This window comes from Sphingobacterium sp. Lzh-3 (assembly GCF_046764375.1).
In the GTDB taxonomy this organism is placed as follows: domain Bacteria; phylum Bacteroidota; class Bacteroidia; order Sphingobacteriales; family Sphingobacteriaceae; genus Sphingobacterium.
This window is the reverse complement of sequence record NZ_CP177226.1, coordinates 19,161-33,347: the sequence shown is the minus strand read 5'-3', so window position 1 is coordinate 33,347 and position 14,187 is coordinate 19,161. Positions and strand designations below refer to the sequence as shown.

Genomic DNA, 14,187 nt, shown 5'->3' with positions numbered 1-14,187 from the left:
ATTAATTTCCCTAAAGGTATAGAAATAAAATCAAAAATCTTAACCTTTTTATTTTTTTTATCCGTTAAACTTTTTCATCAACTTTGGCTCCAATCTTGTAGCAAAGCGATAATAGCAATCGTATTATTATAAAAACTTTAAGACAAAAAACATGAAAAAAATACTTTTAGGACTTGCCTTTTTAGGTTTGATGACTCAATTAAACGCACAACAAATGGTTAATAAAGAATTTGTATCCACGGTAGGCCGTGCCGAAGAGGAAGTAACTCCCGATATCATCTACATTGATGTAACACTGAAAGAGTTTTATGAGAATGGCAACACCAAGAAAAAAGCTGCAATAGACAAATTAGAAAAGGATCTGTTTGATTCGGCAACAAAAGCTGGCGTTAAAAAAGAGGATTTTACCATCCAAAATATCTGGAGTTATAACGTCCCGGACAAAAAGAAAAAAGATACCGATATCTTACTGTCAAGACAGTACCGTATCAAGGTAACCAACTTGAATAATTTGGATCAATTACTAGATGGAGTCGACAAAGCGGGTATCCAAAGCACTTATATCAGTGAATATGACTATTCGAAGAAAAAAGAACTGGAAAAAAGTTTAAAAACCAAAGCAGTGTTGGATGCCAAAGCTAATGCACAGATTCTAGCAGAAGCAGCAGGTCAAAAAATTGGCAAAGCCATCGTATTATCTGAAACACCGCAACAAATTATATTTGGCGTTCAACCGATGATGCGTAACGCTATGTATAAAGGCGCCATGGCCGAAGCTGCAGATAGTGCTGCTGGCAATGGGCTTGATTTAAATATCAGACCGATGAAGGTAACGAGTGAGATCAGCGCTTCGTTCGAGTTATTGTAATCATGCACAGAGAAAAAACTCCAGCAGATAAATTAAAACAAATTGACCAAGATTTCGGTTGGATAGACCGAATATCTTGGTTAATGGATAACCAGTTTAAAATTGGAGGCTTTCGGTTTGGCTTAGATCCGCTGTTAAACCTTATTCCCTTGGGAGGAGCAATAGCGGGTTTTGGGACATCGCTAGTCTTAGTCATAGCCATGTGGCGTAATGGCGCCAGTCCCAAGCTCGTCATACGCATGCTCCTCAATATTTCCCTGGATGCAATTCTTGGGAGCATTCCTTTCCTCGGAAACCTGCTCGATTTTTTTAGCAAAGCCAACGAAAAGAATATCAAATTACTCAGACAACATTATTATGAAGGAAAACATACGGGTTCGGGTATCGGAATCGTCATCAGTATCCTGATTGTCTTTTTCCTCCTCATCGCTGTTACATTGTATCTTATCTGGACATTATTCTCCTGGGCTTTTTCGCTGCTGAATGGTATCTAATGCCAACAATTCCTGTCATTCTCCCACTAAGATGGAATCCTGGGTATTTCTGGGGAAACAATGCGCTATATCTAATATCTATTTAATAATTTTGATGTCGATAGTCATCCCGTTATGACATCCAGAACTTAATCTCGAATTTAAAATGAGTAAAAAAAGAATATTTGCACTGATTTTGATCGTCGTCATGCTGGCCGCAATTTTGACTAACCCCAGCAAAGAGGAGCATGAAAAGGTCGTACGTGCGAAAGCTGAACAGCTCCTGAAAAACCAGCTGCATGCCAAAGATCAAGAATTTTTCGGATTGGGGATGCAGCTTTTTGGAAATGACATCGTCGATAAATTTATCCAAAGTTCTGTTATTGTAGACAACTACTATTTGTTTTCTTTAACAAAAATAAAATGGCAGGGCACTGAACAGATCATAGGCGGAGGAGCTTTTAAACACATCTGGCTGAGCCCAAAAATTGATGAAAAAGCAGACGAAATTATTGCTGCATTGAAAAAGATCTAATATGCCTTTAGAAATACTTTACGAAGACGAATCTATCGTTGCTATCAATAAACCGCATGGACTATTGGTACACCGATCTTCTATCGCGCGCGATGCTTCAGAATTTGCGCTACAGCTCCTTCGGGATCAACTAGGAAAAACAGTTTATCCGGCACATCGTTTGGACAGGAAGACTGGAGGCATACTGCTATTTTCGCTAAATAAGGAGACTGACCAATATTTACAAAAAAGTTTTCAGGAGCGCAAGGTCGACAAAAAATACCTCGCTGTACTCAGGGGCTTCGCGCCAGCGGAAGGTCTGATTGATTATCCCTTAAAAAGGGACGATGGTACGGTTCAGGAAGCGCAAACATCTTTTCGTTTACTTGCTCAAGGCGAGCTTGCCGTTCCCTTTGGAAAATTTCCAACATCACGATACAGTCTCGTTGAAGCCAATCCAATTACAGGTCGTATGCATCAGTTACGCCGCCATTTCGCGCATATCTTCCATCCAATTATCGGCGATCGCCCACACGGATGCAACAAACAAAATAAGTTCTGGAAAGAAACGTACCAGATGGATACCATGCTTTTGCATGCCTCGGAGCTGACCTTTAAACATCCGTTATCGGGCGAAGAGGTTCATATCAAAGCGCCCCTACAACCCGATTTCATCAGGGCATTGGAAATATTAAACCTCAATGAAGTATGTTAAAATTGATTCTCGAAGCTTTCATAAGCATATCCGGTATCACCGCAGCTTCTGGTATTGTCTATCAGGATAGGCAGATCCATATCGTTTCTGACAATAGCAATTACATCTACAGCTATCATATCGCAGACCAAAAGTTGTCTAAAACGGTACTACGCCAGTCTGATCCGATGGAAAACATTGCTAAAGCAGCTAAATTGGATTTGGAATCGATCACTTTCGATGGAAGCCGCTATTATCTTTATTGTTCTGGTTCTACCCCAAACAGAAACAATCGTTTTATTTGGGACGGCAAAACAGTCCTCGAGGAAGACGTCAGTAAAATCTATTCTTCCTTAATGGAAAAATTCAGTATTTCCAAAGAAGACTTCAATATTGAAGGCGTTGTTCATGTAAAAGATAAGATCTTATTTTTTAACCGCGGAAATGGTCCTAAAGGTGTAAATGCCATTTTGGAGTACCACCCGCTTTCTCCTGGCCAGTCGCGATGTATCCCGATTGAACTACCCAAGCTAAATGGTATCTCGACAGGCTTCTCAGATGCGACCCTCGTTGGAAATGAAATCTATTTTATCGCTACCGCCGAAGATGCAAAATCGACCTATCTGGATGGAGAAATCGGAGGTTCCCTTCTTGGAAAAATACCTTCAGATCTTTCTGGCAAACCCGAGACACTCGAAATTCCTGAAAAGCATAAATTTGAAGGAATCACGTTAAAAGAGAAGACGGCCCAAGGCCTTGTATTCCTGCTGTGTGAGGATACCGATAGCGAAGATGATCATATGACCATCTATTCGCTCCAGGTAAGCAATTAAATCGATTGTTCTAAAATGGATTCACCGTGAGGAATCACGTATATTTTATTAAATTTGTAGCTGATTAAAACTTAATTTTTATGTTAAAAAATACTGCCCTTTCGGAGACGCACATTGCTTTAGGAGCAAAGATGGTTCCCTTTGCAGGCTTCAACATGCCCGTACAATACACAGGCATCAATGATGAGCACGAAACAGTTCGCACAGGTGTAGGAGTTTTTGATGTAAGCCACATGGGTGAATTCATCCTAAAAGGGGAAAAAGCCCTGGATCTACTTCAAAAAATCTCTTCCAATGATGTGTCAAAATTATACGATGGCAAAGTTCAATATGCTTATATCCCCAATGAAACTGGCGGTGTAGTTGATGACTTCCTAACATACCGTATAGACGATAAGACATATTTTTTGGTTGTGAATGCGTCAAATATTGAGAAAGATTGGAACTGGATCTCCAAATACAATACAGATGGTGTGGAGATGAAGAATATCTCTGATCAAACCTCTTTATTTGCGGTACAAGGTCCTAAGGCTGCAGATGCACTTCAATCGCTTACAGATATCGAATTAGCTCCAATGGAATACTATACCTTTGCAAAAGGTACATTTGCGGGAGTAGAAAATGTGTTGGTTTCTGCAACAGGATATACAGGAGCTGGAGGTTTTGAAATCTATGTTGCCAATGAAGATGCCCAAAAAGTATGGGATGCTATTTTTGAAGCAGGTAAAGCTTATGGAATCAAACCAATTGGTTTAGGTGCCCGTGATACTTTACGTCTAGAAATGGGTTTCTGCCTTTACGGAAATGATATCGACGATAATACATCTCCTTTAGAAGGCGGTTTAGGCTGGGTAACGAAGTTTACAAAAGACTTTGTGAATTCTGCAGCGCTTAAAGCGGAAAAAGAAGCTGGTCTAAAGAAAAAGCTTGTTGGTTTCGAAATGATTGACAGAGGCATTCCTCGTCATGATTACGAAATTGTTGATGCTGATGGAAATGTAATTGGACGTGTTACTTCGGGAACGCAATCACCAACATTGAAAAAATCAATCGGTTTGGGTTATGTGGATACAGCCTTTTCAAAAGACGGCACCGAGATCTTTATTCTGATCCGCAATCAAAAAATAAAAGCAAAAGTAACAAAACCACCATTTGTGAAGTAATAAAAAAAGCCTGCTTAAAGCAGGCTTTTTTTATTACTTCTTCTTTTGTTTTGTAGTAGGTTGCTGTTTACCGCTTTCTTTTTGTTGAATAAGCGATCGAACGCGTTTGCTTAAAACAACGCGGAGGTAGATCAAAACCACCAAAAAGGCGATAGATAATCCGGTTACCAACATGTTGCCGGCCTTATACCCTTCAAAACCACTGTAAACTAAAAATACAATAGCCAAACTCAACACTATATTTAGAAAAAAATACTTTAACATATTACTTTTTTATTAATCCCAATACCCGTTGTCTCCATCCTCCAAAGAAATAGAATGCCCCCCCAACAATGTTTAATAAAACGATCGTCAAAGCCATCAGCATCCTTTCTGTGTTAGAAATTGTCCTCGAAAGCATGATTTCCCGTAGAACCAATATTACCCATAGGAGAGACAATAAAATGGAAAGGCTACCTAAAATAGGGAATATACCAAGGTTAAATAATCGCGCTAAAATAGCTACGCTATAAAAAGCAAGACTAAACAAGAAAGCTTGTTTAGTCTGATGCTCCAAATTCTTCATCTTAATAAACGTCTAACTCTGGATCGATTTCCTCTTTCCAAGCTAAAATTCCGCCTTTTAAGTTTGCAAGATTGTCAAAACCTTGTTGCTCCAATAACATAATCGCCTGTGCAGAACGTTTTCCCGAACGACATTGTACGATAACAGGTTTATCTTTCGCAATCTTATCCGCTTCGATCAATATACCTGAAAGTGGAATATTCAATCCATTTAAATTTGATACTTCATACTCAAAGGATTCACGAACGTCTATCAACTGAAAATCTTCGTTGTTATCGATTTTATTCTTTAATTCTTGTACAGATACTTCTTTCATTTTCAAACTATTTAATAGTCAAATATACTACATTTTTTCCGAAAGTGTTCGCTTTCATGGATGCTCAAATCAGTCATTGTTCGTGAGAATAGTATAAAATATACTTCAATTTTTAGTGTATTAACGGCGTTAGAAATGCTAGACGGGTTTTACCTATCTCCACATCATTTTATCTGGATCATTTTAGGAAGTTTTTTGCATGCACAATTCGCTTGTAGAATTTTCCTTATCTTCACCCAGACTTTACTAAGCTTTATATGAATTCAATACCTAAAATTATACTGTCTATATCTTTACTAGCACTCTCGGCAGTAACTTATGGCCAGCAAGTCATTTCCGCACAGGAACGCCAAGATGTGAGCCGTATACTCAATACCTTAGCCGCCGATGATATGCGCGGTAGGTCTGCGCTGACAAAAGACATCGAACCTGCTGCAGATTTTATCGCTGCTGAAATGAAGAGAATAGGCCTTACCCCCTACGCAGAACAAAATTATAGGCAAACATTCCAATTGGATAAAATCTCTCCGATAAGCAAATCAGCAACCATCAATAAGCAGATTATTGCAGCTGACCATATTATTTCACTTGGAAATCACGTGGATTTACAGTGGGATAATCAAAGTAGCCTTAACATCGTCGAAATAAAATCGGGCGATGATTTTGCGAAGGTATTTAGAGAACATTCACTGGCCAAAGAAAATACACTTGTCTTGGTAGATCCTTCCTTCGAAAGCTATTTTGTACGTTTTGGTCAAATGCTCAACGCTCCAAAATTTATAGAGGAATCCACCAAACAAAAACCATCGATTGTCTACCTTTTGACAGCGGAAAAGCCCAAAACATTTCAAATTCATATTGAACGGAAACTTCAAAATTTCCCCTTGTTTAATGTGGCGGGAATTATTCCCGGCAAAAGTAAACCGAACGAATACGTCATCTTTTCGGGACATTACGATCATATTGGCATCCTTCCCGCAGTAGGCCAAGATTCTATTGCTAATGGCGCTGATGACGATGCCTCCGGTGTGACAGCAATGTTGACCCTGGCAGATTACTACAAAAAACAGAATAAGAATGAAAGGACCCTTATTTTTGTTGCCTTTACCGCTGAAGAGCTTGGCATGTATGGCTCAAAATATTTTTCCAACCATATCAATGCAGATCAGGTAGTCGCGATGATCAATATGGAAATGATCGGAAAAGATTCAAAATTCGGTCCCAATACGGTATATATCACGGGATATGATCAATCCAATCTGGGCGAATTGATGCAGGAGAATCTAAAAAATACAACCTTCAGATTCTACCCAGATCCTTATACCAAACAGAATCTGTTTTACCGTAGTGACAATGCAGTATTAGCGGCCAAGGGAGTTCCGGCACATTCGTTCTCAACCTCTCAAATGGACAAGGATGAATACTACCACACCGTAAAAGATGAGGTATCTACGCTAAACGTTCAGAACATTATTTCCAGTATAGAAGCTATTGCGATAGGTACCTCGGGAATTGTAGAAGGCAGACAAACACCTTCCCGCGTCGAAAAACTAAAAGATTAAGAAACAGCCGAAGCTTTGACTTCCTTTTGCATAACATAGTCGTTTAGCACATAATCATAATAAGGAATATCAATAGTTTCAACCACCTCAAAGCCCTGCTTTAAATAGAAATGGTAAGCAGGGTTATTTCTATTTACATTTAGTTCAAGAATACCTTTACCTTTTAGTCGTGTTTTTTCTGAAGCGAAGTCTATCAGTGCCTTTCCGAAACCTTTTCCTTGAACATTAGGCATTAAGTAGAGCTTTTCAATACGGACGCGATCTTCAAGAGTTCTCAAGGCAATAAATCCCTGTCCTATACCATCTTCTTTCAAAACATAAAAAAATTGGCCATTCACCATGCTTTCTGCAAGTCCTTCAACAGTATAACTTTTTTCTAGCATAAAGTCAATCTGATCCTGTGAAAGTATCTCTCCATAAGTAACTGGCCAAATAATATGCGCCATATTGGAAATGCTTCTGATATCGCTTTGCTCTGCCAATTCTATTGTTATCATGCAATCTTTTCTCCTATTAAAATGTATTTTACATGGGAAAATTCAAGAACAAATAAGCCATCATTTTCCATTTCGTATTCGTTGTCACCGATCTTAATCAGACCCTCGTATGTGTTTTTTTCATCCGTATCAAGCCCATCGATTCGGATTTTTTCGCCCGCAGGCTTCCATTTGGTGAATCCCGTTGTCACAAAACAATGGCGCACCCCCGTCGTGATAAGGACAATATTAATCTGCTCAAGATAGGGCTGGTAATAAGCCACATCAAGCTGATCAGTCAAGATATTCACCGCTTTGTATTGATGTGCTATAAGGTATTCTATAGCCGTCTTTAGAAAATCATTATCATAGGAAATTACCTTTAAATTTTCCTGTGAATCGTTAATGGATTTTTTTGTAAAAACGATATCGAACTTATAACCACGCGCATCCAATAAATCGATGGTTTCCGCCTCAATTACAATAGTTGGGCTCCATTCCAGCAGCTGTCCCAAGTCCTCTTCATCGATAAGGAAAAGATCTTCAATCAGTAATGCGGGTTCCTGATTTTCACGGACAATATGATGAGATGACATATATAATTTAATAACCGAGCCTACGCAAGGTAATGTATGCCATCAACCCCGTACTGATCTCCAACGAGCTTTCATCCACATCAAAGGTAGGCGTATGGACGGCTGAAGAAATTCCTCGTGCCGCATTACCTGTACCCAAACGATAGAAACAAGCATTAATTTCTTGTGAATAATAGGAAAAATCCTCCGCGGCAGGCCATAGATCTAAGTCTACAACATTTTCCTTACCAAGATATTCTTCTGCAAAAGTTCGTGCACTTTTAGTCAATTGAGGCTCGTTTATTAAAAAAGGATATCCTTTACGGACCTCAAATTCACAAGTTGCCCCCATACTTTCAGCAATGCCGACAGCAATTTTCACCATTCTCTCATGCGCCTCAGCACGCCATTCTTCGTCAAATGTGCGAAATGTACCTTCCAGATAAACCTGATCAGGAATAATATTTGTCGCTCCATTGGCTATAATCTTTCCGAAAGATAACACTGTTGGGGTACGAGGATCTGCAAATCGACTAGCGATCTGTTGCAAAGCGGTAATGATCTGTGCTGTAATAACAATTGGATCAATATTTTGATGCGGATGTGCGCCATGCCCGCCTCTGCCTTTGACTGTCATAAACAGTTCATCGCAGGAAGCCATGTATTTTCCCTCACGGAAGCCAACTTTTCCTACCTCAATAAAAGGCATCACATGCTGTCCTATTATAGCCGAAGGCGCTGGATTTTGCAGAGCCCCCTCTTTGATCATTAGAGAAGCTCCTCCTGGCAAGCGCTCCTCACCGGGCTGGAAGATCAATTTGATCGTTCCTCCAAATTCGGCTTTCAGGCTATTCAATATTTTAGCTGTCCCCAAAAGAGAAGAGGTATGTACATCATGGCCACAGGCATGCATCACTCCTGGATTTTTGGAACCATATGAACGGCCCTCCACTTCTTGGATTGGTAAAGCATCCATATCTGCGCGTAACGCAATAACTTCATCTGATGGTAGGTCACCTTTGATTAAAGCGACAATACCCGTATCGGCTTTAGCCTCATAAGGAATTCCCAATTCATCCAATTGCGCTTTTACAAATGCCGAGGTATTGTATTCTTCGAAGGAAAGTTCAGGATTCTGATGAAGATGTCTACGATTGGAAACCGTATCTTCAAAATATTGATGAGCTAAGGCCAGGACTTTTTCTTTCGTACTTGCCATAAGGTTGATTGATTTATTGATATACAAAAACGTTCTCTGAAAAAACAAAGACGTTGCTAAAATATTGACGCAACTCGCGCATGAAGGCATTTGCTTCAGAGCGGCTTCTAAAATCACCTACCTTAACGCGATAATTGGGTTCATCATAGGTGATATAGGTATCAATATCCTTATACATGCTTCGGAAACGTGTCTGCTCCGAAAATGCCTGATTGCGACTTGATCCAGCGAAGATCTGTACGCGGAATCCCCTTACTTTGACCCGCGTTGCCGCTGAGCGGACGACGGGTTTAGAAGGAACTACTGTCGTTTTGCTTTCGACAGGATTGATCCCCATAGCTGCCCTGAAATTTTGAAGCTGTGTAATCAACGAATCTTTGGTTACAATTACTCCACCTTTTTCTTGTGCGTTCACCTGAACTAGCGCAAACAACACAAGTGCATGTATGAAAATCAATCCTCTCTTCAGCATAGTTTAACCTTTCTTATCGATTAGTTATTTGCGCCGTGGCAATTTTTATATTTTTTTCCTGAACCACAAGGACATTCGTCATTGCGTCCCACAGTATTCTCATTACGGACAGGTTCTTTTGCACCCTCATTCACATCCTCTTCACTTACACCTGTAGGCGAAGCCAATTCAGCTTTGCTTTCAACAGTTTTCACTGGCGCCTGCTGTACTTGTCTCGCTTGCATAGAAGTCGGTTCTTGACCTGGAATCTCTCCTTTGAAAATAAAGCTAACGACATCTTTATTCATGGAAGCTAACATCGATTTAAACAAATCAAATGCCTCCATTTTATAAATGATAATCGGATCCTTTTGTTCATAAACAGCATTTTGAACGGATTGTTTCAAATCATCCATTTCACGCAAGTGCTCTTTCCAAGCCTCGTCGATTAATGCTAATACGATTCCTTTTTCAAAAGATTTGAAAACTTCTTTACCGTTGCTTTCGATCGCTTTTTTCAAATTCGCCGACACTTGAATGCCACGGATACCATCCGTAAATGGAATAACGACATTTTCGACAATTTGACCTCTTTCCGCATATACATTATTCAATACAGGAACTGTCAAAGCGCCAACGGCTTCAATTTTATGGTGGTAAGCATTAATTGCATGCTCAAATAGACGATCGGTCAAGCCTTCAATTTTGCCTTGCGCAAATTCTTCCGCAGTAATTTCTGGTGTAATCGCAAAAATACGGATTACTTCGATTTGGAAATCTTCATAGTTACCTTGCTCTTTTGCTTCAACGACAATTTCTTCAGCTACATCAAAAATCATGTTGTTCAAATCCACATCCAAACGTTCTCCAAACAATGCGTTTTTACGCTTCGAATAGATTACAGTACGTTGTGAATTCATGACATCATCGTATTCCAATAGACGTTTACGGATACCAAAGTTATTCTCCTCCACTTTACGTTGTGCACGTTCGATGGATTTAGTCAACATACTATGTTGCATCACTTCACCTTCTTCAACACCCATTTTCACCATGATGTTAGAGATTCGCTCTGAAGCAAATAAACGCATCAAGTTATCTTCCAAAGAAACGAAGAATTGCGAAGAACCTGGGTCTCCCTGACGACCTGCACGACCACGTAACTGACGGTCAACACGACGAGATTCGTGTCTTTCGGTACCGATAATTGCAAGACCGCCAGCATTTTTAACTTCTTCGGTCAATTTAATATCCGTACCACGACCAGCCATGTTCGTTGCGATGGTTACTTGTCCTGGGCGTCCAGCTTCAGCTACGATATCAGCTTCTTTTTGGTGTAACTTCGCATTTAATACATTATGTTTAATCTTACGCAATTGAAGCATACGGCTCAATAACTCCGAAATTTCAACCGATGTCGTACCAACCAATACCGGGCGTCCTTGCTCTGTCAACCGTTGGATTTCTTCAGCTACTGCATTGTACTTTTCACGTGCCGTACGATAAATCAGATCCTGACGGTCATCGCGTTGGATTCCACGGTTCGTCGGAATTTCAACAACATCAAGTTTATAAATTTCCCAAAGCTCACCGGCCTCTGTCGACGCTGTACCTGTCATACCCGAAAGCTTATGGTACATGCGGAAGTAATTTTGCAGTGTAATCGTTGCGTAAGTTTGTGTTGCATCTTCTACTTTCACATTCTCTTTCGCTTCGATCGCCTGGTGCAAACCATCGGAGTAACGACGGCCGTCCATGATACGACCTGTTTGCTCATCAACAATTTTCACTTTACCTTCATCAACGATATATTCAACATCATTTTCAAACAAGGTATATGCTTTTAACAGCTGATTAATCGAGTGAATACGCTCTGCTTTAATTGAATAATCGCGCAGCATGTCTTCTTTCTGAGCTGCCTTTTCTTCCAAAGTCAAAGCAGACTTTTCAATTTCGGCAATCTCAGTACCAACATCCGGTAAAATAAAGAATGAAGGATCTTCACCTGTTGCTGTAATCAACTCGATACCTTTTTCGGTCAATTCTACTTGATTATTCTTTTCATCAATCACAAAATAAAGTTCTGCATCTACTTTCGGCATATTTTTATTTTGCTCTTGCATATAGTAGTTTTCTACTTTTTGTAAGATAGAACGATTAGCACCTTCGCTTAAGAACTTGATTAATGCTTTATTTTTAGGTAAACCTCTATAAGCTCTTAACAATGCTAAACCTCCGCCTTCAACATCAGAATCTCCTGCCGCCAGCGCTTTTTTAGCATCATTCAAGACTGTATTGATGTAAGCTTTCTGTACATGTACCAAACGTTCGATACGCGGTTTTAATTGGTAGAATTCGTGTTGATCGCCACGAGGAATAGGACCTGAGATAATTAATGGTGTACGCGCATCATCAATCAATACAGAGTCAACCTCATCGACCATGGCAAAGTGTAACTTTCCTTGCACCAATGCGTCTGGCGTCTGAACCATATTATCACGTAGATAATCGAAGCCAAACTCATTATTCGTACCATATACGATATCCGATTGATAAGCTTTACGACGTTGCGGGGAATTTGGTTGATGTTTATCGATACAGTCAACAGATAGTCCGTGGAACTCAAATAACGGTGCATTCCACTCCGAGTCACGACGAGCAAGGTAATCATTCACCGTTACGATGTGTACTCCTTGGCCAGAAAGCGCATTTAGATAGGTCGGTAATGTTCCTACCAACGTTTTACCCTCACCTGTAGCCATTTCGGCAATTTTACCGCTGTGCAATACAATACCACCGATTAACTGGACATCATAGTGTACCATGTTCCAAGTGACCTCCGTACCTGCAGCCATCCATTTGTTTTTCCAAATCGCTTTATCACCATTGATGATAACGTTTGATTTGTAAACAGCCAATTCTCTGTCAAAATCGTTGGCAGTAACTTCTAATTCTTCGTTTTCTGTCAAACGTCTTGAAGTTTCTTTTACCACGGCAAATGCCTCCGGCAAAATATCCTTCAATACCTCTTCCAACTTCTTGTCACGGTCTTTGGACAATTTGTCCACTTGCTCGTAAATAGAAGTTTTCTTTGCCATATCGTCCTCGTCTTGATCCGCTTCTTTTTTAAGCGTATCAATTTCTTGGTCAATATCTGCTAGGTAATTTTTAATTCTTTCTTTGAAATCAACGGTCTTGGCACGTAACTCGTCATTGGTTAGATTTGAAAGCTTCTCATATTCAGCTTTGATTTGGTCTACCACAGGCTGAATTCCCTTGATATCTCTCTCGGATTTACTTCCAAATAATTTACTTAAAAACTTTAACATAATTTTTTTTCTATCTCAACTTAAGATTTTGTACAATAATGACTCCAAAGTAAAATTGCAGACAATTTGACACTAATCGGGCAAATTTAGTTATTAGATATGATATCTAACAGCTTACATCCATTTTTTTTACGTTATTTTTATTGAAAATGTCAGTTCCTTTCAGCCAGCAAGAATCCGATATATATTTATCCCCTATTAGGCTACCTTTACGTGAAGTTTTTCTGGATAATATATGCCTCTAAACCGTCAGCTGATTATGATAAAAACAACTTTTGGTCTGATTGCGGAATGAATCCCAGTTCCTGAGCCTTTTCAAACATCTTCGTAATCGCATCACGTCCTTCAAGCCCCAACTCTACTGAATATTTATTGACGTAAAGTTCAATATGTTTGTACATCACCTCTTCACTCATTTCCTGTGCATGCGCACGAATAAATTCAAGTCCAGATTTCGGATTGGCAAATGCGAATTCTACACTTTCCTTTAAAATTGTATTCAACGTATCCTTCACCTCTTGTGGCAAACTACGTTTTACGACAATTCCGCCAAGAGGAATCGGAAATTTTGTCGTCTTCTCCCAGTACTCCCCCAGATCCACGACTTTATACAGTCCTTTTTCGGCGTAGGTGAATCTATTTTCATGAATAATCAATCCCAAATCAATGGATCCATCAAGTAAGGCTCCCTCAATATCCGAAAAAACAAGCTCTACTTTATTTTTTAATTCGGGGAATGCCAAGCTTAATAAAAAGTTAGCAGTTGTATATTTTCCTGGATAACCCACTTTCAGTTGATCGAATCCCTCCAGGCTTTCAGCTCTTTCTAATTTTTGCTGAAGTAATTTCGCTAATTTCGGATCCTTCGTAATCAGCATAGGCCCTACACCAAATCCTAAAGCACTACCTGCATCGAGCAGTTCATAATCTTCAACCGCGTAGGCAAAGGCATGATAGCTCAGCTTGGTGATGTCAAGATCGCCTTGAAAAGCTTTCAGGTTCAAGGTCTCCACATCTTGATATTCCACCTCAAAATCCAGTCCTTTGGTATCTATCTTATGATGAATCAATGCATCAAAAATAAATGTATCGTTTGGACATGGAGAAAATCCTAATGTTAATTTCATGTTGTACAAAATTTTTCCCATC

General features: G+C 39.7%; 16 protein-coding genes. 7 read left to right on the top strand and 9 right to left on the bottom strand.

Annotated features, from left to right (window positions below):
• Window positions 1-151 precede the first annotated feature (151 nt).
• From ACLCDV_RS00190 to gcvT, 6 genes are all read left to right on the top strand, one after another.
• A complete protein-coding gene (locus tag ACLCDV_RS00190) occupies window positions 152-868 on the top strand; it encodes an SIMPL domain-containing protein (protein ID WP_075990460.1) in 717 nt (238 codons plus the stop codon).
• Window positions 869-870: 2 nt separating this feature from the next.
• Window positions 871-1,362: a DUF4112 domain-containing protein gene (locus ACLCDV_RS00185; protein WP_075990459.1), complete on the top strand. Its 492-nt coding sequence runs from the start codon at window positions 871-873 to the stop codon at window positions 1,360-1,362.
• 145 nt (window positions 1,363-1,507) lie between these two features.
• On the top strand, window positions 1,508-1,876 hold the full coding sequence (locus ACLCDV_RS00180) for a DUF4359 domain-containing protein (protein WP_333576019.1): 369 nt from the start codon (window positions 1,508-1,510) through the stop codon (window positions 1,874-1,876).
• Window position 1,877: 1 nt separating this feature from the next.
• On the top strand, window positions 1,878-2,570 hold the full coding sequence (locus ACLCDV_RS00175; protein WP_333576021.1) for a pseudouridine synthase: 693 nt from the start codon (window positions 1,878-1,880) through the stop codon (window positions 2,568-2,570).
• Window positions 2,564-3,382 (top strand): DUF6929 family protein, encoded by an 819-nt coding sequence (locus ACLCDV_RS00170; RefSeq protein WP_317668977.1) that lies wholly within the window; start codon window positions 2,564-2,566, stop codon window positions 3,380-3,382. The genes ACLCDV_RS00175 and ACLCDV_RS00170 overlap by 7 nt, the downstream gene beginning before the upstream one ends.
• A gap of 80 nt (window positions 3,383-3,462) precedes the next feature.
• Window positions 3,463-4,545 carry a glycine cleavage system aminomethyltransferase GcvT gene (gene gcvT, locus ACLCDV_RS00165; protein ID WP_075990455.1) on the top strand — a complete coding sequence of 361 codons (1,083 nt, stop codon included), beginning with the start codon at window positions 3,463-3,465 and terminating at the stop codon, window positions 4,543-4,545.
• Window positions 4,546-4,578: 33 nt separating this feature from the next.
• Here gcvT and ACLCDV_RS00160 read toward each other — a convergent pair whose 3' ends face one another.
• From ACLCDV_RS00160 to ACLCDV_RS00150, 3 genes are read right to left on the bottom strand one after another with little or no spacing between them, the layout of a single operon-like run.
• The gene (locus ACLCDV_RS00160; protein ID WP_046672586.1) at window positions 4,579-4,809 is read right to left on the bottom strand and encodes a DUF6358 family protein; all 231 of its coding nucleotides are present in this window, start codon (window positions 4,807-4,809) and stop codon (window positions 4,579-4,581) included.
• Window position 4,810: 1 nt separating this feature from the next.
• On the bottom strand, window positions 4,811-5,110 hold the full coding sequence (locus ACLCDV_RS00155) for a hypothetical protein (RefSeq protein ID WP_046672585.1): 300 nt from the start codon (window positions 5,108-5,110) through the stop codon (window positions 4,811-4,813).
• A 1-nt stretch (window position 5,111) separates the two neighbouring features.
• On the bottom strand, window positions 5,112-5,426 hold the full coding sequence (locus tag ACLCDV_RS00150) for a rhodanese-like domain-containing protein (protein ID WP_070562591.1): 315 nt from the start codon (window positions 5,424-5,426) through the stop codon (window positions 5,112-5,114).
• Between the two features lie 257 nt (window positions 5,427-5,683).
• Between ACLCDV_RS00150 and ACLCDV_RS00145 the strand changes: the two genes are divergently transcribed.
• Window positions 5,684-6,988, top strand: a complete 1,305-nt coding sequence (locus ACLCDV_RS00145) for a M20/M25/M40 family metallo-hydrolase (RefSeq protein WP_317668978.1) — start codon at window positions 5,684-5,686, stop codon at window positions 6,986-6,988.
• Here the strand turns inward: ACLCDV_RS00145 and ACLCDV_RS00140 are convergent.
• The 6 genes from ACLCDV_RS00140 to ACLCDV_RS00115 all read right to left on the bottom strand — a co-directional run bounded on the left by ACLCDV_RS00140 (window position 6,985) and on the right by ACLCDV_RS00115 (window position 14,165).
• Entirely contained in the window at window positions 6,985-7,485 is a 501-nt protein-coding gene (locus ACLCDV_RS00140) for a GNAT family N-acetyltransferase (RefSeq protein WP_411972584.1), read from the bottom strand. The two genes, ACLCDV_RS00145 and ACLCDV_RS00140, sit on opposite strands and share 4 nt — an antisense overlap.
• Window positions 7,482-8,060 (bottom strand): thiamine diphosphokinase, encoded by a 579-nt coding sequence (locus ACLCDV_RS00135; RefSeq protein WP_317668980.1) that lies wholly within the window; start codon window positions 8,058-8,060, stop codon window positions 7,482-7,484. The genes ACLCDV_RS00140 and ACLCDV_RS00135 overlap by 4 nt, the downstream gene beginning before the upstream one ends.
• A 7-nt stretch (window positions 8,061-8,067) precedes the next feature.
• Window positions 8,068-9,258, bottom strand: coding sequence for a M20 family metallopeptidase (locus ACLCDV_RS00130; protein ID WP_317668981.1), 1,191 nt, complete (start codon window positions 9,256-9,258; stop codon window positions 8,068-8,070).
• Between the two features lie 13 nt (window positions 9,259-9,271).
• The gene (locus tag ACLCDV_RS00125) at window positions 9,272-9,730 is read right to left on the bottom strand and encodes an SPOR domain-containing protein (RefSeq protein ID WP_317668982.1); all 459 of its coding nucleotides are present in this window, start codon (window positions 9,728-9,730) and stop codon (window positions 9,272-9,274) included.
• A 20-nt stretch (window positions 9,731-9,750) separates the two neighbouring features.
• A complete protein-coding gene (secA, locus tag ACLCDV_RS00120) occupies window positions 9,751-13,038 on the bottom strand; it encodes a preprotein translocase subunit SecA (RefSeq protein ID WP_317668983.1) in 3,288 nt (1,095 codons plus the stop codon).
• 257 nt (window positions 13,039-13,295) lie between these two features.
• Window positions 13,296-14,165 (bottom strand): menaquinone biosynthesis family protein, encoded by an 870-nt coding sequence (locus ACLCDV_RS00115; protein WP_411972583.1) that lies wholly within the window; start codon window positions 14,163-14,165, stop codon window positions 13,296-13,298.
• Window positions 14,166-14,187: the final 22 nt, after the last annotated feature.